The organism is Phytomonospora endophytica (assembly GCF_014202425.1).
GTDB classification, from domain to species: Bacteria; Actinomycetota; Actinomycetes; order Mycobacteriales; family Micromonosporaceae; genus Phytomonospora; species Phytomonospora endophytica.
On sequence record NZ_JACHGT010000008.1, the window covers coordinates 101,063 to 120,104 of the forward strand.

Below are 19,042 nucleotides of genomic sequence, written 5' to 3' on the forward strand. Positions count from 1 at the left end.
GGTTAGAGGTTAAGGCGCTATTTCGACGCGGCGTACTCGGCGGCGAACTCTTCGGCGGCCTTCTGCCCGCCGTCGTTGTGCCACTTCGTCAGCACGGCGTCGTAGGTGGAGATGTCCTCACCGCGGAAGATGATGCCCATCCACGCGTCGGTCAGCGACTTCTGCAGCGCCGCGCCGTTCTCCGTCCACGCCTGCGAGCGGATGCCGTTCGAGGGGTCGGGGATCGTGATCGGCGCGACCTTCTTCTCCCACTCGTAGACGCGCTCGGTGGCGTCGGGGAAGCCCGAGTAGTGCAGGACCAGCGGCGCCGAGCCGAGGTACTTCACCGGGAAGTTGGTGGAGTTCTCGGTGTTGGTCCACAGGTCGGTCGGGACGGGCGTGCCCTTGTCGTCGCGGGTGAAGTGCGTGCCCTCGACGCCGTAGTTGAACAGCTCGAACTCCTTGGTGCCGAACGGCGCGGCCAGGAAGTTCGTGACCGCCAGCAGCATCTTGACGCGCGCCGGGTCGGCCTTCTTGAAGACGGTGTAGCCGAAGCGGCCGGTGCCGCCCCACGAGTTGCCGCCCGCGAAGGGCAGGCCGAAGTCGAGGGTCCACTTGTCCTTGGCGATCGCCAGGACCTGCGTGGAGTAGCCGCCCCAGCCGTCGCGGTAGGCCGCGACGGTCTGGTTGTTGAAGACCGTCTTCATGTCGGTGCCCGACGTGGAGGCGCCGTCGGGGTAGACCGAGCCGTCCTTGAACATCTGCTGGAGCATCACCAGCGTGTCCTTGTACTGCTGCGTGCCGAAGGCCGTGGCGAACTTGCCGTCGGCGCCGACGTCCCACACGTTCGGCGCGCCGAGCCCGCCGGCGTAGTAGTCGATGCTCGGGGCCATCGCGATGCCGAGACCGTAACGCTTGCCGCCGGTCACGCCCTTCATCGCCGCGAGGAAGCCGTCCTTGTCCCAGTCGGGCTTCGCGCCGGCCTTCTCGACCAGCGTGCGGTTGAGCATCAGCGAACCGCCGAAGATCGGGCGCTCGATCGGGATGCCGTACAGGCGGCCGCCGATGCGGCCGAGGCCCTGCCAGGCGTAGGCGGGGATGTTGGCCAGGCCCGGGTAGGTCTTGACCGCGTCGCCGCTGATGTGCTCGGAGATGTCGGCGCAGGCCGAGGCGATGAACTGCTCCTCGCGCGGGAGGACCTCACCGGCGCCGAACATCATGATGTCGGGCAGCTCGTTGCCCGCCATCATCGTGGCCATCTTCTCCTTGAAGTTGGCCGCGGGGATGACCTGGAGGTCCAGCTGGATGCCGAGGGCGGCGTTGATCGCCTGGCGGAACTTGTTCTGCTCCAGCGCGGTCGGCGGGACGCCGTAGGTGATGACGCTCGCGGTGACGGCCGAACCGTCGCCGGGGGTGTCGAAACCGGCGGGCTTGATCTCCGTCGGGTAGTTCAGGTAGGCGTTCTGGACGCCCTTGTCGTCACCGGGCAGGTCGGGCGTCGGCCCGACCAGCGGCACGTACGCCGGGTACGGCGCCAGTTCCTTGCCTTCGTTGCCGACGTCGCCGGAGTTGCCGTCGGACGAGCAGCCGATCAGCGCCGGAGCGCCGGTGATGGCCACGGCGCCGGCGCCGAACAGCCGCAGGGTGTCACGGCGGTTGAGAGCCATGGTGGGAGTTCCTTTCACAGCAGTGGAAAAGGGGCGGGGGTGTGTCAGGACTTGATGGCGCCGGTCAGGACGCCCTTGACGAAGAAGCGCTGCACGAAGGGGTAGATGAGCATGATCGGCAGCGTGGCGATGACGACGACGGCCATCTTCACCGACTGGGGGGAGTTGAGGATCGACGCTTCGGCGTTGCCGAGGTCCGACAGCGCGGCGCCCTGCGTGACGTACTGGCGCAGCACGGCCTGCACCGGATAGTTGTGCGCGTCCATGTAGATGACGGCGTTGAAGAACGCGTTCCAGTAGGACACCGCGTAGAACAACCCGACGACCGCCACGATCGACTTCGACAGCGGCAGCACGACCCGGGTCAGGATCCGGAACTCGCCGGCGCCGTCGAGGCGCGCGGCCTCGATCAGCTCCGTGGGCACGCCCTGGAAGAAGCCGCGCATGATGACCAGGTTGAACACGTTGATCAGGACGGGCAGCACCAGCGCGGGGAAGGAGTTGAGCAGGCCCAGCTCCTTGACGACCAGGAACGACGGGATCATCGCCGGCGGGAACAGGAAGGTGAACAGCACCAGCAGCAGCACCGGCTTGCCACCGAAGACGCCCGGCCGCGCCAGGGCGTAGGCCAGCGCGATCGTGGCGACCAGGCTCGTCGCGGTACCGAGGACCGTCACACCGCCGCTGATCAGCAGCGCCCGCGTGATGACCTCGCCCTTGAAGATGCTGGTGTAGGCCGTCAGGTCCACAGCGGACGGCCAGATCACCCAGCCGCCGTTCTCGATGACCTCGTTCGGCGAGGCGATCGAGGTCGCCACGATCGTCCAGAACGGGAAGACCACGATCGACACCACGATCGTCAGCGCGATCGCCTTCGCCAGGCGGGTGTACCACTTCGGCAGCCCCATCCACAGTGGACGGGTCACTTTGGACGCCATTACCTGTACACCCCCTGCTCACCGAGCCGGTGCGAGATCTTGTTGGCGGTGTAGACCAGGGCCACACCGAGGACGCCCTTCATCAGCCCGGCCGCGGCCGCGACGCCGAAGTGGCCGTCCTGGATCCCGCTCCAGTAGATGAAGGTGTCGAGGACCTCGCCGACCTCCGGGCCGACGGCGTCGCGCTGCAGGAAGAACTGCTCGAAGCCGACCGTGAGGATGTCGCCGAGCCGCAGGATCAGCAGCAGCACGATGACCGGCCGGATCGCCGGAAGCGTGACGTGCCACAGGCGCCGCCACCAGCCGGCGCCGTCGATGGCGCTCGCCTCGTAGAGCTGCTCGTCCACATTGGCCAGTGCGGCCAGGAAGATGATCGTGCCCCAGCCCGCCTCCTTCCAGATCACCTGGACGACGACGAGGGGCTTGAAGGCGTCGGGGTTGCCGATGATGTCGATCGTGGACAGGCCGTTGTCGTCGAGGATCCCGTTGAGGACGCCGACGTCGCCGAGCACCTGGTTGAACAGCGCCACCACGATCACCCAGGAGATGAAGTGCGGCAGGTAGACCACGCTCTGCACGAAGCGGCGGATCTTGTCGCCGACCAGGCTGTTCAGCAGCAGGGCCAGGGCCAGCGGCGCCGGGAAGAAGAACACCAGCTGGAGCAGGGCGATGACGACGGTGTTGCCCGCGGCGTTCCAGAAGTCCGGGTCGCCGAGCAGCACCGTGAAGTTGTCGATCCCGACCCAGGCGCTGTCCCACACGCCGATGAAGGTCACGTAGTCCTTGAAGGCGATCAGGTTCCCGAACAGCGCGCCGTAGTGGAAGACCACGAAGTAGATCACGCCCGGGAGCATCAGCCCGACCAGGAACAGGTCCCGCCTGAGGCGCTGCGCCCGCGTCCGCTTCGGCTTGACCTTCGGCGCGCGCGGCTCCGGGACGGGCGGGTCGCCGGGAGCGGCGTCGGGTGCGGGGGTACCGCCGGTTGACGCTGCGGTGACGGTCAACGGTGACCTCCTCGCTCATCGGGCGGCTGCGGCCGCGGGTGGAGCTGAAGATAGACGGTTTCTGTGACCTAGGACAAGCCCTGTTAATGTTTCAAGTCCATAACACCGCAGGTGGACAACCGAAGTAGCGGCGCAGTGACTGTTGACCTTCGGAAAACTCGGCCCTAGGGTGCTGAAGTTGAGAAACCGGTTTCTACGCGCGATGATGAACCGGGACGCAACAGGGTGACCCCGAGGAGGGCACGTGAGTCAACGGCCGTACGGAGCGCTCGCCATGGCGCCATACGCGCGGGCCAGCGCACTGACCGACGAGGTCCTGGACCGGCTGCGCGGCTTCGCCGATGTGGAGCCCGCGCTGCTGGTCGGCGACTTCGCCGACCCGGCCGCGCGCGACGTGCTGGGCCGCGCCGAGTTCCTCGTGACCGGCTGGGGCTGCCCGCCGCTCGACGCCGCCGCGCTCGACGCGATGCCGAAACTGCGCGTCGTCGTCCATGCCGCCGGCTCGGTCAAGCACCACGTGACCGAGGAGGTCTGGCGGCGCGGGATCGCGGTCTCCTCGGCCGCCGACGCCAACGCCACGCCCGTTGCCGAGTACACGCGGGCGATGATCCTGCTGGCGCTCAAGCGGGCCTTCACCCTCTCGGCCCAGCTGTCGACGATGGGCTGGCCCGGACCGGACCGCAGGCAGCCCAGCGGGATCGTCCGGCGCACCGTCGGGCTCGTCGGCGCCTCGCGGATCGGCCGCCTGGTGATCGAGCGGCTGCGTGACTTCGACGTCCGGATCCTGGTCAGCGACCCCTATCTGGACGAGGCCGGGGCCGCCGGGCTCGGTGTCGAACTCGCCGACCTGGACACGCTGGTGTCCACATCGGACGTCGTGAGCCTGCACGCGCCCCAGCTGCCCGAGACCCACCACCTGATGGACGCCCGCCGCCTGGCGCTCATGCCCGACGGCGGCATCCTGATCAACACCGCCCGTGGGTCCCTTGTGGACACCGACGCGCTCGTCCGGGAATGCGCGAGCGGGCGGCTCGACGCCGTCCTCGACGTCACCGACCCCGAACCCATCGACGGCGATCACCCGTTGCTCGCCCTCCCGAACGTCTTCGTGACCCCGCACCTGGCCGGTGCGCAGGGCACCGAGATCGCGCTGCTCGGCGAGTACGCGGTCGCCGATCTGGAGCGCTTCCTGCGCGGCGAATCCATGCTCGGTGCCGTTGACGTGGCCGAACTTCCCCGGCTAGCCTGACCGGCCATGAGCTTGAAAGCGCTTTCCATACCTGACCTCGACCACACGCTCTCCCCGCACACGGGCTACACCCGCGCGCATTGGGAGGCCGTCGCCGACCACTGGCTGTCGACCGCCTTGGCCCACGCCTCGCCGAACAACGCGCTCTTCGAGATCCCCGGCCGGCACGCCTGGAGCGGGCCGGAGTCGGACGCCCTGGAGGGTTTCGCGCGCACCTTCCTGATCGCCGCGCCGCGCATCGCCGGCGCCGACGGGAAGGACCCGCTGGGCCTGGCCGACAAGTACGCCGCCGGGCTGGTCGCGGGCACGACCAGGGGCGGGCCGGAGGAATGGCTGTGGGGCGTCGACTGCGTGCCGCCGCTGACCGGCAAGACGCAGCCGATCGTCGAGGCCGCCAACATCGCCTGGGCGCTGCACCTGTCGGGCGACCACGTCTGGGGGCGCCTCGACCAGGCCGGCAAGGAACAGGTCGCCGAGTGGCTGGCCCACCACGCCTCCAAGCAGGCGTGGAGCAACAACTGGCTGCTGTTCACCGCCGTGATCGAGGCCTTCCTCGCCTCGAAGGGGATCGACACCTCGGTCTTCGACAGCACCGCCGACGTCCGCCGCGTCGAATCCTGGTACCTGGGCGAAGGCTGGTACACCGACGGCGTCCGCCGCAACATCGACTACTACAACGCCTGGGTGATCCACCCGTTCCTGTGGGCCTGGTACGACATGGTCGGCGAGAAGCGCGACGCCGACGCGAAGTGGCTGTGGGAGGGCAGGCTCGGCCGCTACCTGGAGAGCTTCCCGCATCTGTTCGGTGCCAACGGATCCCCGCTCATGCAGGGCCGCTCGCTGACCTACCGCACGGCGACGCTGGCGCCGGTGTGGCTGGGCGCGCTGACCGGGCTGGGCACGCTGTCGCCGGGCGCCACGCGGCGGCTGGCGTCGGGAACGCTGAAGTACTTCGTGGACAACGGTGTCGGCGCCGAAGGGCCGCTCTCCCTCGGCTGGCGCGGCGGTCAGTACCTGCCGGTCACCCAGTACTACTCGGGTCCGGGCTCGCCGTACTTCGCCGGCATGGGCTTCATGGGACTCGCGCTGCCCGCCGACCATCCCGTGTGGACGGACGTCGAGGAGCCGCAGCCGTCGGAGACCGGCGATCACCTGATCGGCCTGGACGGCAACGGATGGCTCGCGCACTCGACCTCCGGCGACGGCATCGTGCGGCTGGTCAACCACGGCAGCGACCACCACACCGGTGGGACGCCCGATGAGGACCCGCTGTACGTGAAGTTCGCCTACAGCACCCACACCGCGCCCGGGATGGACGCCGCCTTCGCCGACAACGTCGACGGCGCCTTCGTGCTCCTCGACGGCGAACCCTCCCGCCGCGGGCCGATCCTGGCCCACCGCGTGCGCGGGAACGTCGCCGGATCCCGCTGCGCGCCAAGGGAAGGCGCCGAGCTGCGGACGGTCTCGGTGGTCAACGGCGCCTATGAGGTCCGCTGCCACCTCCTCGACGCCGACCGGCCGACCGCCGTACGCGAAGGCGCGCACGCCGTCGCCGACGACACGCCGGTCGCCCGGGGCGTCGACAGTGGAGCCGCCTGGGCCCGTCGCGCCGACGGCCTCACCGCCGCCGTGCTCGGCCTGCACGGCTACGAGCGGGCCGAGACCGTCGCCCACGAAGGCGGCAGCATCCTCGGCGAGCACCACTCGACGCCGGCCCTGTTCGGGGCCTCGGACGGTGGCCGCAGCGTCCATGTCGCGCTCCACTTCCTCGGCCGTACCGAGGATCCCGCCCTTTCGGTGGAAACCTGGCAGGCCGCCGCGAGCGTCTCTGTAGGAGACACCACCGTCCGGGTCGACTGGCACGGGGGCGAGTCGGTCATTGTGGACTTGTCGGACTTCGTCGACTGACCACACTGGTGTCCGCGCCGCTCAATGGCATGCCTTACATTGAGCGGCGCGGATGCCCTCTGTGATTGCGCCCGCCCGGTACGGTGACCGGGATCCATTCTGGAGGGGCGAATTGTGAGGGTGACGAGGAAGACGAAGCTGGTGTGGGCCGCGGTCGCCGCCGTGGCGGTGCTGCTGGCCGTGGGCATCAAGTTCGCCCTGGAGGATCCCGCCCTGAAGGCGGGCAGCCAGGCGGGCGCGGCCGGCCCGGGCGGCGAGTCGCCGAACCCCAACACCGGCCAGCCCTCCGAGACGCCGACGCCCCCGCCGACCACGCCGCCGCCGTCACCGACGCCGAGTCCGTCGAAGACCAAGGGCGACGGCGAGAACAAGCCGCCGAAACCGAAGAACCCCTACGACCGGGTCATGTACACCACCGGCGGGAAGAGCGTCGCGCTCACCTTCGACGACGGCCCGGATCCGACGTGGACACCGCAGGTCCTCGGCAAGCTGCGCGAGCGCGGCATCAAGGCGACCTTCTGCCTCATCGGCAAGAACGCCGACGCGCACCCCGACCTCGTCGCCGACATCGTCCGCGACGGGCACACCCTGTGCAACCACAGCTGGAATCACGACCTGAAGCTGGGGAAGCGCGGCGCCGAGGAGATCCGCGCCGACATGCAGCGGACCAACGACGCCATCCACCGGGGCGCGCCCGGCGCCGACATCGCCTACTTCCGCCACCCCGGCGGCGCCTGGACGAACCGCGCCATCGACATCGCCGACGAGCTCGGGATGAAGTCGCTGAACTGGACGGTCGACCCGGCCGACTGGGAGAAGCCGTCGGCGAAGAAGATCGCCTCCCGCGTGATCGACGGCACCGAGAGGGGCTCGATCGTGCTCATGCACGACGGAGGCGGCGACCGGTCGAGGACCATGGAGGCCCTCGACAAGATCCTGCCGAACCTCCAAGACCGCTTCAAACTCATCGCACTGCGGCATTGACCTGCGGATTCGTAAGGTCGACCCCCCGGATTTCGCGCGTGGAGCCCGCTCACGTATGCTTTCCAAGCCTCCGGCAGGACCGGGTGGAGGCAGTTCGTCACGGATACTGAGCTGACTCCGGTCAGCGACTGTGTCAGGATGGCGAGGCGCCCTCATCGTCTAGTGGCCTAGGACGCCGCCCTTTCAAGGCGGTAGCACGGGTTCGAATCCCGTTGGGGGCACGACTTCGGTCGAGGTTACGATGTAACCGCACACGAGGTCCCGTGGAGCAGTTGGAGTGCTCGCCGCCCTGTCAAGGCGGAGGTCGCGGGTTCAAGTCCCGTCGGGACCGCGTTGGGAAAACCCCCTCTTCGGAGGGGGTTTTTCGTGTCGGTCGACCGCCGGCCACCGCGGCCGTCCCCGGCTTCCCCCGCCGATCGGAGTTCCACCGAACGGCCGAGTTTCGGCAGGCGACGCCCACGGGTACTCCGGATCCGGCGGTCAGAGGAGACACCTGCCGGGTGTGTTCTCGGCTCAAGAAGTGGGGGGACCCGCGCGTTGTCGAGACGTACGGGGAACATCGCCATCAGGGGCAGCGCCCGGAGGCCTTCCTTCCGCCTCCGGGCGCTGTTTTCACGCTCGGCGACCGGCTCACCGGCCTCGGCCCCACCGGCGTGGTGGTGCACGACCTCGGGTGGCGCTCCTGGTCCGGCGGACCAAAGAGGGAGGACGTCCGCGGTGACCGCCGGTCGGGTGTGACCTGAATCTCACCCGCGCCGTGGCGATCGTCCCCCCGACATCCCTCGCAATCCCTGAGGTACCGCATTCGTTGGTCCCGCCGCATATGGCGTCACGTCATTACTCTGTCTGGCGCTACGCCATCCCTTGCCGCCGGCCGGAAACGGAGTCGTGATGGACAATCCGCTCATGGACGTCGAGGGCGCCAGAGAACGCCTCGAAGCCTGGAAGGCCGACGCCGAACGGCGGGCCGCCGCGACGCAGGCCGCAGGTGAGGGCCTGCAGGCTTTACGCATCAAGGGATCGGACGACTACCGCATCGTCGAGATAACCATCGACTCGTCGGGGTCTCTTGTGGACGTTCAGCTCGCACCGCAGGTCCAGCGGCAGAGCCCCGAACAGACGCGGCAGGCGATCCTGGCCGCCCACCGGGACGCGCGGGTGAAACTCGCCGAGGCCGCCGCGGAGGTCGTGCGGGAGACGATCGGCGAGAACTCGGCGACCGGGCGCGCTCTCCTCGCCGGGTTCCAGCCCCGCGACACCGAGCCCGACGACCCCGCCGACCACGGCCGGGAGTGGCGATGACCGGCTTCCACGTCGACGTAGCGGCCCTGCGCGCGCACGCCGCCGCGCTGGCGGCCATCCACGAGCGCTTCTCCGCCATCAAGACGGCCAGCGCCTCCATCTTCCAGGCCGACGACGCCTACGGCCAGCTCTGCCAGTTCCTCCCGCCGGTGCTCGAAGGCCGCCATGAGGCCCAGGACGAGGGCGTCGGGATGCTGGCCGAGAACATCGAACTCCTCGCCGCGGGGATCAAGCGGAACGCCGACGCCTACGAGCGGACCGAGGAGTCCGCGACCGGCGGCTTCGACGCCTTCCAGGCCTGAGCATCGGAGCCCGAAGATGACCGACCTCATCGCGACCACCGGCGACATCACCTCGGACAATCCCGCTCACCGCGACGGCTGGACGGGCCTGCCCCTCGCCGACGACTACAAGGGCATCAGCGACGCCATCGAGTCCGGCAGCTGGATCGACGGCTCGGTCGCCGGTCTCGGCGCGGCGCTCAACGTCGCGTCCATCGCGATCGACCCGTTCAGCACGCTCCTGTCGATGGGCATCGAGTGGGCCATCGAGCAGATCCAGCCCTTGCGGGACGCCCTCGATTGGCTCGCCGGCGATCCCGAGATCATCGAGACGCACGCCATGACCTGGGACAACATGGCCACGGAGCTCTTCTCGATCGGCGAGGACTTGAAAGCCCGCCTGGAAGGCGATCTGGAGAGCTGGCAGGGCGCGGCCGCCGACGCCTACCGCGCGAAGCTGGCCATCAACATCGACGTCGCGGGCATCTTCGGCGGCACGGCCGCGGGCATGGGCTCGGCGACGCGCGGCGCCGGGACGCTCGTGACGATGGTCCGCGAGTTCGTCCGCGGCTTCATCGCCGACTGTGTCGCCAAAGTCGTGGTGTGGCTGGCCGAGGTGGCCTTCACGGTCGGGGTGGCGACACCGCTCGTCGCGGCCCAGATGGCCGTGGCCGTCGTGAAGTGGGTCGGCCGGATCTTCGGCTGGCTCATGGGTCTCGTCACCAGCATCCAGTCCCTTCGCGCACTCCTCGACGTCTAGGCGGCCCCGATGCGAATGCTCAAGACGGTTCTGCGGACCGCCGTCACCATGGTGGTCTTCCTCTCGCTGACGGGCCTCTACAACAAGCACAATCCGCCCGGTGGCGGCGGGGACCCCCCGAACCGCCCGAAGTTCAACCCGGCCATGATGCCCAAGCGCGTCGGCCCGGCGCAGCAGCACGGCGTGAAACGCGCGCAGGAGGGCAGGCCGGGGGACCCCGGCGACACCTCGGAGACCACGCCGGAGCAGCCGAAGAACCACTGGGACGACCCCGATTTCGACGACGCGCGTCACGACATGACGCGCTTCGGAGAGATGGGGGACGGGGCGATGGACAAGATCTGGGACGGCGACGGCCGAGGCAACGGCGACCACAAGCCGTCGTCGACCGAGCCGGGGAAGACGCTGTTCCCGCCCGGCACCACCAGGGAACAGGTCGACCGGTGGTTCAGGGACATCGCCGCGAATCCGGGCAGCAAACCGGTGGCGCGACCGAACAACGACGGGTGGGAGGTCACCGGCAGGACGCCGGAGGGCATCACCTGCGTCGTTACCCTCGACAAGGACGGCAGCATCTCCGGCGGCCACCCGGTCTACACCGACGGCAGCGACGGTGTCACCAGAAACCCCATGCCGCCGCGTAACTAGCGTTCCCCCACGAGGAGTCGAGATGGACCGCAACGAGTACTACCGCGCCTGCATGCGGATGACCGAGGAGCTCGCGCCGACGATCAGCCCGAAGTACCGGGGGATGGTCACGACGCACGACGCGGCGGGCGCCTGGGACCAGGCGGTCACGACGCTCGTGGGCGCGCTGTCCGAGGAGGACGTCCCGGTCACGGAGGCGCAGAAGGAGACGCTGCGGCGGATCTACGAGTACCTGGGGCAGCCGATGAACTACCTGAACGAGATCCGGATCCGCCTCTGACCGGGCACGAGTGGAAGGCGGTGGACCTGGGGTCCGCCGCCGCCCGCCTCGGCCGGCCCCGCCAGGTGGCCCCAGCTCCGCGCCGTGGGCCTCGTGTGGTCGGCGAGAGAGGACGGGCACTCTCCCCGGCCCCGTCACCCCCGCGCTTCCACCCATTCGGCGAGGTTCGCCAGCGACGACGTGATCCCCTCCTCGTGGTCGGCCTGGTCGATGCCCGGCGGCACGTCCTCGGCGACGACCGTGACGTCCGTGCCGCCGTCGGCGGCCGACAGTCGCCAGCTCATCGTCATGGTCCCCGCGAAGGCCGGGTCGCCGGACTCGAAGACCGCGCGCTGCACGACGAGCTCGGACGGCACCAGCGCGGCGAAGCCCACGTCGACGACGTCCGTCGCGTCGCCGGACTTGCCGGGCGCGCCGGTGGCGTCGAGGTAGGTCAGGACCATCCGGAAACCGCCGCCGGGACGTGGATTCCAGCGCTCGATCCGCCCGCGCATCCCGGCGGGCGGCAGCCACGCCTCCAGGGCCTCGCGGCCGAGGAGGGCGGCATAGACCTCGGCCGGCGACGCGGCGATGTGACGTGCGGCTTCGTCGGTCCTGCCCATGCCCCGATCCTAGGCCCGAAAGAAGCGCTTGACCTTCCCCCTGGGGCAAGGTTCCACGATGATCGGCATGACCGACACGATGCGCGCCTCCCTCCTCGGCCAGATCGCCACCTACTGCGAGTCCAACGCCGTCCCCGGCTTCGTCGCGGGCGTCTTCCACGACGGTGAACAGGTCGTGGCCGCCCACGGCACCGCGAACGTCGCGACGGGCGCGCCCATGCTGGCCGACACCGGATTCCTGTACGGCTCGGTGACCAAGGTCCTGACCACGACCCTCGTCCTTCAGCAGGTCGAGCGGGGCGTCCTCGACCTCGACGCTCCCGTCGTGACGTACCTTCCCGAGTTCGCGCTCGCGGTGCCCGGGACGGCCGAGCGGATCCTCGTCCGCCACCTCATCTCGCACACCAACGGCATCGACGCCGACCTGTACTTCCCCGGCGACGGGGGCCGCGACGCCCTCAAGGCGTACGTCGCCGGTCTCGCCGAGGGCCACGGCGTCCTCTTCGCGCCCGGGGAGCAGGCGAGCTACTCCAACGGCGGCATGATCGTCGCGGGCCGGCTCCTCGAAGTCGTGACCGGTGTGTCCTTCCCCGAGCTGCTCGCCCGCGACGTCTACGGCCCGGCGGGCATGACCGGCTCCTCGTCCTCGGCGGAGGAGGCGATCCTGCGCAGCACGGCCGTCGGCCACTTCATCGACCCCGAGACGACGGAGGCCCGGCCGACGGGCATGTTCACCCTCCCCGCCACGTGGGGCCCGGCGGGCGGCACGCCGATCGGCACCGTCCCCGACCTGCTCGCCTTCGGCCGCACCCACCTCGACGGAGGCGTGTCGCCGGACGGCACGCGCGTCCTGTCGGCGGAGTCGACCGCGCTCATGCGGACCGTCGCCTTCGACATGGAGTCGCCGAACGTCCCACCGCTCGGCATGGGCTGGGTCATCTACCCCTACGGCGACACCACCGTCCACGCCATGTCCGGCGCCTCGCCCGGCGGCGTGTCGATCCTGTGCGTCGTCCCCGAACACGGCCTCGTCTTCGCCGCCTTCGGCAACACGCCGTCGGCGATGCTGCTCCAGGATCAGCTGCTGACGTGGCTCCTGCGCGAGCACCTCGGCGTCGAGATCCCGCCGCTGCTCACCGAGGTGGAGGACGACGTCGACCTCGCCCCCTACGCGGGCATCTACCGCTCCGACCAGCTCCGCATCGACGTCGCCGTCATCGACGGTCAGCTGGAGGAGACCGTCACCTACGAACCCGCCGACGCCTCCCAGGAACGCATCTTCACCGCCTTCGCCGGAGGCGCGACCGCCGCACCGCCCCAGCGCTACGTCCCGATCCGGCCCGGCCTCTTCGCGCCCGCCGGATACCCCCTCGACGCCTTCGACGGGTACCTGCGGCTGCTGCTCGTCTCCTACCACGACGTCCGCGACGGCCGGGCGCGCTTCCGCAACGGCGGCGGCCGCCTGACGCGGCGGTCCTGAGCAGCGGTGGGAGGATGCCGTCATGCTCACGATCGGCCAGCTCGCCGACTACGCCGGGGTGACCACCAAGGCCGTCCGGCACTACCACGAACGCGGCCTGCTCGCCGAGCCCGAACGCGACGCCTCGGGTTACCGGCGTTACACCGCCGGCGACGCCGTCGAACTCGTCAAGATCAGGACCCTCGCCGACGCGGGTGTGCCGCTCGCCCGCGTCCGGGGTCTCCTCGATGCCGAACCGGACGTGCTCGCGACGGCCATCGCCGAGATCGACCGCGACATCGCCGACCGGGTCGCGAAGCTGCGGCGGACGCGCGAGCGGCTCGCCCAGCTGCGCGGCGGGGACCGGCTGTTCGTGTCGCCCGGCGTCGCCGACCATCTCGACGAGCTGCGCGAACTCGGTATGAGCGAACGCCACATCCGCCTGGAACGCGACGGCTGGATCCTCATGCGGACCGCCGCGCCCGCCGAGGCGGAGGCCTGGCTCGCCGAGAAGCGCGAGCTCATGGGCGATCCGGAGTTCCGGGCGCTGTGCGTCGACTTCGACGCGGCCTTCGACTGGCCGGCCGACGACCCCCGGCTGCCGGGACTCGCCGCGCGGCTGCGCGCCTGGCACGCCGGCCGGGAGGCCGCGCCGGAGAGCCCGCCCGTTCGGGATCCGGGTATCGCGCGCCTGGCCGAGGTGTCGCTGCCGGGAGGTTCGTCGCCCGCATGGGACCGGCTGGCGCGCTTGATGAGCGGGCCGGAACGGTTAGCGGACAACGAACGGGCCCCCCTCACGTGAGGGGGGCCCGTTCGTTTCGAGCGTCAGGCCGTCCGGCGCCGGACCAGGATGCGCAGTCCCGCGCCGAGGGTCACGAGCAGCCCCCCTGCGCCCAGTGCCAGCCCGGTCCGGGTGCCCGTCGTGGGCAGTTCCGGGCCCGGAGGCGCCGGCGGGTTCGGGCCGGGGCCCGGCGGGGTCGGTTCGTCGCCCTTGTCGCGGTTGGCGAAGGTGCACGTGACGTCGTCGCCGTAGACGAGTTTCAGCACCCCGCCGGGCGTCACGACGGCGTCGCCGGTGATGTCGTTGACGCACGCGACCTCGCCGACCTGTTCGTAGCCGCCGGGGCCGCCCGTCTCGGAAAGCGTGTACGCGATGCGAGGTACGGCCACGGCGTCGGTCACCGACGGGTCACCGTCGACGCCGCTGATCGTCGCGGCGCCGTCGGCGTCCGGGACGGCGTTGAGCGTCCAGTCGGCGGGCTCGGCGGTGCCGCCGTGCGTGTTCGACACGGTCTTGCGCAGCGTCAGCGTCGGCAGTTTCAGGTTCTTGGCGGTGCACTCGGCGTGTTGCCCCAGCTCGACGGTCACCCCGCCGTTGAGGCCGTCGAACTCGGGTCCGATGGTGCCGTCCCTGTGGCGCAGGACGCAGTGCCAGGAGCCCGTCGAGGGCGGGGTGATCGTCGCGCTCGGGACGACCTCCTGGACGTACCCCGCGAGCGTGGTCTCACCGAGCGCGTACGTGACATTCGGTTCCACGGTCCCGTCGACCCCCGTGGTGCCGGTGACGACGGGCGTCTCCGAGCCGGGCGGGTAGGCGTTCAGCGTCCACGCGTTCGGGTCGGCGGCGTCCATGCCGTCCGGGCCCACGATCTCCTTGAACAGGGTCAGCCCGGTCTCGCAGGTGGCCTTGTTGGTGATCTCGAAGGTGTTGAGACCGGCGGCCAGCGTGTGGTCGCCGAGGTCGCCGCCCGCCTCGTTGGAGCAGCCCGGTGGCAGCATCGCGTCGGCGAGTTGTTCGCCGACGTTCACGTCGTCGCCTTCGTGGTAGCCGCCGTAGGTGGCGCCGAAGACCGGGGCGTCCTGCCCGGTGAGCGTCGGGGCGGCCTGGAAGTCGGTCGGCTGGGCGCCGTCGGCGTACGCGGTCCCGTTGATGATCCACTTCTTGTCGACCTTCACCTGCGCCAGCGGGATCGGCGCGCGGTTGTAGACCGTGCAGGTGACGATCGCGTTGCGCAGGGCGTCGACGGTGAAACCGAGGGCGCCGTCGTCGGTGGAGTCGACCGGATCGCCGCCGGAGGTGCAGGTGGCGTTCTTCCCGCCGTCCCGGACGAGGGTGAACCCGCTCTGCTGGTCCTCGGTGATGGTGACCGGCATCGACGCGGCGCCGTTGAGATCGGCGCTGAAGCTCAGGGCGCCGCCGTCCACACTGGTCTGCCCGCTCGCGGGGGTGACGTTCGCGGTGTCGGTGCTGAAGGTCCAGCCGCCGGCCGGGACGGCGTCGGCGACGCCGCCGCTGGGCGGCACGATCTTCTTGACGACGTTGACCGTCCCGGCGCAGGCGCGCAGCGCGATCTCCCGGAACACCGCGGCCAGCTCGTCGTAGCCGGTCTGGACGTAGTCGCTGCCGGCGACCGGGCCGGAGACGGCCTTGAGGTTGTCGGCGGAACCACTGATGCCGTCACCGACGCCGACGGCCACGACCTTCGTGCCGAGGGTCTTGACGGCGTTGGCGGAGAAGATGCCGTTCTCGATCTCGCGGAAGCGGGTCTGGGAGCCGGGGCCCGCCGCGTTGGGACCGTAGTAGGTCGGGTTGCCGTCGGTGAGCATGACGACCGCGTCGTAGGTCGTCGGCGACGCGGCGATCTGGAACAGGCCCGCGTCCCAGTTGGTGCCGCCCCCGGCGGACAGGCCGTCGATGGCGTCCTTGACGGTGTCGGCGCCCGAGGTGTCGGACACCGAGGTGGCGCCGAGGTTCTGGGTGGCGGTGGTGGAGAAGCTGTAGAGCGCGATGCTGGACGGCGTGCCGGTGAGGGCGTCGACGAAGCCGTCGGCGGCGTCCTTCACGGTGCCCAGAAACGGGGTGATGGAGCCGGAGACGTCCATCAGCAGCGCGATCTTGAGGCCGCAGCGGTCGGGCAGCCCCGGGTTGTCGCGGATGTCGGCCATGACGCTGCCGCGCGCCTGGAGGTTGTCATTGTCGGTACTGGCGGCGGGAAAGGAGTAGGCCTGGGCGTCGTTGACGTGCCCGGTGAAGATGCCGTTGTACTGGGTGGACGTCATCGGCGGTGCTCCGAGGTCCAGCGTGCCCGGGGCGGAGAACCCGGCGGGTGCCGACCGCTCCACGATCCAGTAGCCCTGGGTCTGAGCGCCCGTCCCGGCGGTCCGGCCGGGGAGGTCGACGCTGCACTGCCCGGCGGCGTCGGTGACGCAGGAGCCCGCGGACCCCGACGATCCGGGCGCCGGTGGCGGTCCGGCACGCGTGCCCGCGTAGAAGTCGAACGTGGCCCCGGCCAGGCCCGCGACGATCTGCGACGCCGTGCGGTCGCCGCCCTTGTTGATGGTCAGTGTCGTGTTGCTCGCACCGGGTGCCGCGTCGGCCGGCCGCACGAGCGCCAGCGTGCTCACGATCACGAGGGCGGCGGTCGCGAACCGCCAGCATTTGCTAGCCATCCCGACAGTCTGCTGCAACTCTGTGTAGTTGACCGGCTGCAACTCGCTATTCGTGTGAGTTAGTGTCCCCGGTGGACGGAGCTTCGGTCCCTTGGGGACCGACGACGTGAGGCGGGCCCCGCCGGGGGCCCGCCGCCATGTCGCTCGTTCGCCTATGCCGCGTCCAGCGCGACCTTCACCTTCCCGACCATCGCCGCGACGGTGGGGTTCGACGCGCCCCGGCCCGCCTGGGCCGCGGCCTCGACGGCGACGAGGACGGTGCCGCGGAAGTTCGCGGCCTCGGTCGGCGCCTTCGCCTTGAGCAGGCGCACGCCCGCGCTCAGGGCCGGCAGGACCTGGTCGGCGAGAGCGGCGGCGGACCTGGTCTTGAGCTTGACGTCACGGGTCCTGGCGGCCAGGACGTGGCCGACGGTGCCGGTCGCCGAGGTCAGGGCCAGGCTGCCGTTGGTGACGGCCTTGTGGGGCGAGCCCGCCACGTCGGCGTAGGCCAGAAGAGGGACCGCGCCGTAGGCGGCGGTGCGGAGGATCGCCTTGTCGTCGGCGGAGAGGGTCGGGGTCTGCGAGGAAGCGCTGCGGTTCGTCATGTCCGTAACCATCGCCGTCCGTCCGGACACGGCACTGACATCGCCCGGACGCGGCCGCTGACACCGTGGCGGGCCGCGTGTCCGCTACCTCTTCGGCTCGTAGACCAGGCAGATCGCGCCGCTCTCGGTCGGGTGGGACTCGGCGAGGGTCCACGACGCCTGGATCCCGTCGCCGAAGAGGCGCGTGCCGCCGCCGACGATCTCCGGGCAGAGCGTGACGCTCAGCCGGTCGACCTCGCCGGCCTCCAGGAGGCGGCGGATGACGCTCATGCTGGCCAGGACGACGATGTCCCCGCCGGGCTGTTCGCGCAGTCCGGCCACGACGGCCGCCGGGTCCTCCGCGGTGACGCGGGAGTTGGACCAGTCGGTGTTGTCGAGGGTCGTGGAGAAGACGACCTTCTCGACCTCGTTCAGCCAGCGCGAGAACTCACGGCTGCGCGGATCGGCCGCAAGATCCTCGGCGACCGACGGCCAGTAGCCGGAGAAGCCCTGATAGTTCTTGCGTCCCAGCAGGGCGGTGGTGGCGGGTCTCGTCACGCGGATCATGTGGTCCTGCGCGCCGGGCGTGACCGCGTGGGGCACGATCCAGCCCATGTCGAAGTCCCCGTTCGGGCCGGCGACACGGCCGTCGAGCGAGAGGGTGAGGTTGGCGGTGACGGTGCGGCTCAACGCGGTGCTCCTTGTTCGCGGGACCGGCCTGCCCGGCCTTTCGCCCATGGGTCGAAGCCGCGTCCGGGTTTTCGACGCCCCCGGCTGAAGAACTTTCGCGTAGGGTCGCGCCATGTCCAAGAAGTTGATCGATGACCTCACCGCCGACTTCTTCGGCGCCTTCGACAATCGCGGCGGCACCGGCGCCGACGTCGCGCGCCTCCGGCGGCTCATGATCCCCGGCGGCGTCGTCGTCTGCACGCAGCCCTTCACGACCTACACCGTCGACGAGTTCATCGAACCCCGCGAGCGCCTGCTCGCCGACGGCCGCCTCACGGGCTTCGCCGAGTGGGAGACCTCGGAGGAGACGGTGATCGCCGACGGGGTCGCCACGCGGATCGGCGAGTACCGCAAGTCGGGCGTGCTGGAGGGCGAGCCCTTCGAGGGCGGCGGGACGAAGACCTTCCAGTTCGCGATGACGCCGGAAGGCTGGCGGATCACGGCCTTCGCGTGGCGCGACCACGCGTGAGTCAGGCCCGCTCGACCTCCACGGCCACGCCGTCGAGGATGATCTCCAGGCCCAGCAGGAAGTCCGCGTCGGCCATGTCCCCGTCGGGGGTCTCCGGCGGCGGTGCCTCGAACAGCGCCGACGCGAACAGCCGGGCCGTCTCCGGGAAGCGGTCGGGCGAGACCAGGCGCATCAGCGCGCGACCGTAGTCGCGTTCGGCGTCGGCCTGGCCCTGCCCGTCGGAGCGGCCTTCGGCGAGTTCGCCCGCCTGCCGGACGGTCTGCACCACGTAGCCGCTGAGCAGTGACAGGACGCCGATCTTGTGCGCCCAGTCGAGGCGCGTCCCGGCCATGATCGCCAGCGCGGACTCCATCCAGGCGATCTGATGCGGGCCGGACGGCGGTCCCGACGCGGGGACGCGGGCCAGCCACGGGCGCCGTTCGAAGACCGCGCGCTGGGCCCTCGCCCAGTCGCGCAGGCCCGCGCGCCAGTCGGCGGCCGCGGTGTCGGGAGGGGCGCCGAGGCCGACGTCGGCCATCAGCGTCAGCAGTTCGTCCTTCGAGCCGACGTGCCGGTACAGCGACATGCCCGTGACCCCGAGGGTCTTGGCGACCTTGGGGAGGGTGACGCCGTCGAGTCCGTCTCGGTCGGCGAGGGCCACGGCGGCGTGGACGACGCGGTCGACGTCGAGGGCCGCGGGCCGCCCGAGTCGTGAGGACTCGGTGATGCCCCACAGTCGGCGCAGCGGCGCCGGAACGAAGTCCTCGCTGGTCATGGCTCCCTCGTATGCC

Annotated in this window: 19 protein-coding genes and 2 tRNA genes; 13 read left to right on the forward strand and 8 right to left on the reverse strand. The window is 70.3% G+C overall.

Annotation, left to right across the window (positions count from 1 at the left end; genetic code table 11):
- Positions 1-17: 17 nt before the first annotated feature.
- The 3 genes from HNR73_RS19155 to HNR73_RS19165 are packed head-to-tail and all read right to left on the reverse strand — an operon-like array spanning position 18 to position 3,588.
- On the reverse strand, positions 18-1,646 hold the full coding sequence (locus HNR73_RS19155) for a type 2 periplasmic-binding domain-containing protein (protein ID WP_184788898.1): 1,629 nt from the start codon (positions 1,644-1,646) through the stop codon (positions 18-20).
- A gap of 44 nt (positions 1,647-1,690) precedes the next feature.
- Positions 1,691-2,584, reverse strand: coding sequence for a carbohydrate ABC transporter permease (locus HNR73_RS19160; RefSeq protein WP_239122133.1), 894 nt, complete (start codon positions 2,582-2,584; stop codon positions 1,691-1,693).
- Positions 2,584-3,588: an ABC transporter permease gene (locus HNR73_RS19165; RefSeq protein WP_239122134.1), complete on the reverse strand. Its 1,005-nt coding sequence runs from the start codon at positions 3,586-3,588 to the stop codon at positions 2,584-2,586. The genes HNR73_RS19160 and HNR73_RS19165 overlap by 1 nt, the downstream gene beginning before the upstream one ends.
- A 244-nt stretch (positions 3,589-3,832) precedes the next feature.
- Between HNR73_RS19165 and HNR73_RS19170 the strand changes: the two genes are divergently transcribed.
- The 10 genes from HNR73_RS19170 to HNR73_RS19215 all read left to right on the forward strand — a co-directional run bounded on the left by HNR73_RS19170 (position 3,833) and on the right by HNR73_RS19215 (position 11,000).
- Positions 3,833-4,837, forward strand: coding sequence for a hydroxyacid dehydrogenase (locus HNR73_RS19170; protein WP_203686238.1), 1,005 nt, complete (start codon positions 3,833-3,835; stop codon positions 4,835-4,837).
- Between the two features lie 6 nt (positions 4,838-4,843).
- The gene (locus HNR73_RS19175; RefSeq protein WP_184788899.1) at positions 4,844-6,745 is read left to right on the forward strand and encodes a DUF2264 domain-containing protein; all 1,902 of its coding nucleotides are present in this window, start codon (positions 4,844-4,846) and stop codon (positions 6,743-6,745) included.
- A 120-nt stretch (positions 6,746-6,865) separates the two neighbouring features.
- Entirely contained in the window at positions 6,866-7,729 is an 864-nt protein-coding gene (locus HNR73_RS19180) for a polysaccharide deacetylase family protein (RefSeq protein WP_239122135.1), read from the forward strand.
- A gap of 148 nt (positions 7,730-7,877) precedes the next feature.
- Positions 7,878-7,950: transfer RNA gene (locus tag HNR73_RS19185), tRNA-Glu, on the forward strand.
- Positions 7,951-7,986: 36 nt separating this feature from the next.
- A tRNA-Asp gene (locus tag HNR73_RS19190) sits at positions 7,987-8,060 on the forward strand.
- Between the two features lie 560 nt (positions 8,061-8,620).
- Positions 8,621-9,031: a YbaB/EbfC family nucleoid-associated protein gene (locus HNR73_RS19195; RefSeq protein ID WP_184788900.1), complete on the forward strand. Its 411-nt coding sequence runs from the start codon at positions 8,621-8,623 to the stop codon at positions 9,029-9,031.
- Positions 9,028-9,333, forward strand: coding sequence for a hypothetical protein (locus HNR73_RS19200; RefSeq protein WP_184788901.1), 306 nt, complete (start codon positions 9,028-9,030; stop codon positions 9,331-9,333). The genes HNR73_RS19195 and HNR73_RS19200 overlap by 4 nt, the downstream gene beginning before the upstream one ends.
- Before the next feature lie 16 nt (positions 9,334-9,349).
- Positions 9,350-10,072 carry a WXG100 family type VII secretion target gene (locus HNR73_RS19205; protein ID WP_203686240.1) on the forward strand — a complete coding sequence of 241 codons (723 nt, stop codon included), beginning with the start codon at positions 9,350-9,352 and terminating at the stop codon, positions 10,070-10,072.
- A gap of 9 nt (positions 10,073-10,081) precedes the next feature.
- Positions 10,082-10,720 carry an EndoU domain-containing protein gene (locus tag HNR73_RS19210; protein ID WP_184788902.1) on the forward strand — a complete coding sequence of 213 codons (639 nt, stop codon included), beginning with the start codon at positions 10,082-10,084 and terminating at the stop codon, positions 10,718-10,720.
- Between the two features lie 22 nt (positions 10,721-10,742).
- Positions 10,743-11,000 (forward strand): hypothetical protein, encoded by a 258-nt coding sequence (locus HNR73_RS19215; RefSeq protein ID WP_184788903.1) that lies wholly within the window; start codon positions 10,743-10,745, stop codon positions 10,998-11,000.
- Between the two features lie 134 nt (positions 11,001-11,134).
- Here the strand turns inward: HNR73_RS19215 and HNR73_RS19220 are convergent, their stop codons facing one another.
- A complete protein-coding gene (locus HNR73_RS19220; protein ID WP_184788904.1) occupies positions 11,135-11,602 on the reverse strand; it encodes an SRPBCC family protein in 468 nt (155 codons plus the stop codon).
- Between the two features lie 67 nt (positions 11,603-11,669).
- Between HNR73_RS19220 and HNR73_RS19225 the strand changes: the two genes are divergently transcribed.
- Positions 11,670-13,082: a serine hydrolase domain-containing protein gene (locus HNR73_RS19225; RefSeq protein WP_239122136.1), complete on the forward strand. Its 1,413-nt coding sequence runs from the start codon at positions 11,670-11,672 to the stop codon at positions 13,080-13,082.
- Between the two features lie 22 nt (positions 13,083-13,104).
- Entirely contained in the window at positions 13,105-13,863 is a 759-nt protein-coding gene (locus HNR73_RS19230) for a MerR family transcriptional regulator (RefSeq protein ID WP_184788906.1), read from the forward strand.
- Positions 13,864-13,886: 23 nt separating this feature from the next.
- Here HNR73_RS19230 and HNR73_RS19235 read toward each other — a convergent pair whose 3' ends face one another.
- The 3 genes from HNR73_RS19235 to HNR73_RS19245 form a co-directional block, all read right to left on the reverse strand.
- The gene (locus HNR73_RS19235; protein WP_184788907.1) at positions 13,887-16,511 is read right to left on the reverse strand and encodes a VWA domain-containing protein; all 2,625 of its coding nucleotides are present in this window, start codon (positions 16,509-16,511) and stop codon (positions 13,887-13,889) included.
- A 152-nt stretch (positions 16,512-16,663) separates the two neighbouring features.
- Entirely contained in the window at positions 16,664-17,095 is a 432-nt protein-coding gene (locus HNR73_RS19240) for a hypothetical protein (protein ID WP_184788908.1), read from the reverse strand.
- A gap of 84 nt (positions 17,096-17,179) precedes the next feature.
- On the reverse strand, positions 17,180-17,764 hold the full coding sequence (locus tag HNR73_RS19245) for a dihydrofolate reductase family protein (RefSeq protein WP_203686242.1): 585 nt from the start codon (positions 17,762-17,764) through the stop codon (positions 17,180-17,182).
- Positions 17,765-17,876: 112 nt separating this feature from the next.
- Between HNR73_RS19245 and HNR73_RS19250 the strand changes: the two genes are divergently transcribed.
- A complete protein-coding gene (locus tag HNR73_RS19250) occupies positions 17,877-18,272 on the forward strand; it encodes a DUF4440 domain-containing protein (RefSeq protein ID WP_184788910.1) in 396 nt (131 codons plus the stop codon).
- 1 nt (position 18,273) lies between these two features.
- Here the strand turns inward: HNR73_RS19250 and HNR73_RS19255 are convergent, their stop codons facing one another.
- Positions 18,274-19,026 carry a TetR/AcrR family transcriptional regulator gene (locus tag HNR73_RS19255; protein WP_184788911.1) on the reverse strand — a complete coding sequence of 251 codons (753 nt, stop codon included), beginning with the start codon at positions 19,024-19,026 and terminating at the stop codon, positions 18,274-18,276.
- Positions 19,027-19,042: the final 16 nt, after the last annotated feature.

What these genes read in the sequence shown, in the direction of transcription:
- HNR73_RS19155 (WP_184788898.1), bottom strand. Translation starts at nt 1,646, where the DNA reads ATGGCTCTCAACCGCCGTGACACCCTGCGGCTGTTCGGCGCCGGCGCC.
- HNR73_RS19160 (WP_239122133.1), bottom strand. Translation starts at nt 2,584, where the DNA reads ATGGCGTCCAAAGTGACCCGTCCACTGTGGATGGGGCTGCCGAAGTGG.
- HNR73_RS19175 (WP_184788899.1), top strand. Translation starts at nt 4,844, where the DNA reads ATGAGCTTGAAAGCGCTTTCCATACCTGACCTCGACCACACGCTCTCC.
- HNR73_RS19195 (WP_184788900.1), top strand. Translation starts at nt 8,621, where the DNA reads ATGGACAATCCGCTCATGGACGTCGAGGGCGCCAGAGAACGCCTCGAA.
- HNR73_RS19200 (WP_184788901.1), top strand. Translation starts at nt 9,028, where the DNA reads ATGACCGGCTTCCACGTCGACGTAGCGGCCCTGCGCGCGCACGCCGCC.
- HNR73_RS19205 (WP_203686240.1), top strand. Translation starts at nt 9,350, where the DNA reads ATGACCGACCTCATCGCGACCACCGGCGACATCACCTCGGACAATCCC.
- HNR73_RS19210 (WP_184788902.1), top strand. Translation starts at nt 10,082, where the DNA reads ATGCGAATGCTCAAGACGGTTCTGCGGACCGCCGTCACCATGGTGGTC.
- HNR73_RS19215 (WP_184788903.1), top strand. Translation starts at nt 10,743, where the DNA reads ATGGACCGCAACGAGTACTACCGCGCCTGCATGCGGATGACCGAGGAG.
- HNR73_RS19220 (WP_184788904.1), bottom strand. Translation starts at nt 11,602, where the DNA reads ATGGGCAGGACCGACGAAGCCGCACGTCACATCGCCGCGTCGCCGGCC.
- HNR73_RS19225 (WP_239122136.1), top strand. Translation starts at nt 11,670, where the DNA reads ATGACCGACACGATGCGCGCCTCCCTCCTCGGCCAGATCGCCACCTAC.
- HNR73_RS19230 (WP_184788906.1), top strand. Translation starts at nt 13,105, where the DNA reads ATGCTCACGATCGGCCAGCTCGCCGACTACGCCGGGGTGACCACCAAG.
- HNR73_RS19235 (WP_184788907.1), bottom strand. Translation starts at nt 16,511, where the DNA reads ATGGCTAGCAAATGCTGGCGGTTCGCGACCGCCGCCCTCGTGATCGTG.
- HNR73_RS19240 (WP_184788908.1), bottom strand. Translation starts at nt 17,095, where the DNA reads ATGACGAACCGCAGCGCTTCCTCGCAGACCCCGACCCTCTCCGCCGAC.
- HNR73_RS19250 (WP_184788910.1), top strand. Translation starts at nt 17,877, where the DNA reads ATGTCCAAGAAGTTGATCGATGACCTCACCGCCGACTTCTTCGGCGCC.
- HNR73_RS19255 (WP_184788911.1), bottom strand. Translation starts at nt 19,026, where the DNA reads ATGACCAGCGAGGACTTCGTTCCGGCGCCGCTGCGCCGACTGTGGGGC.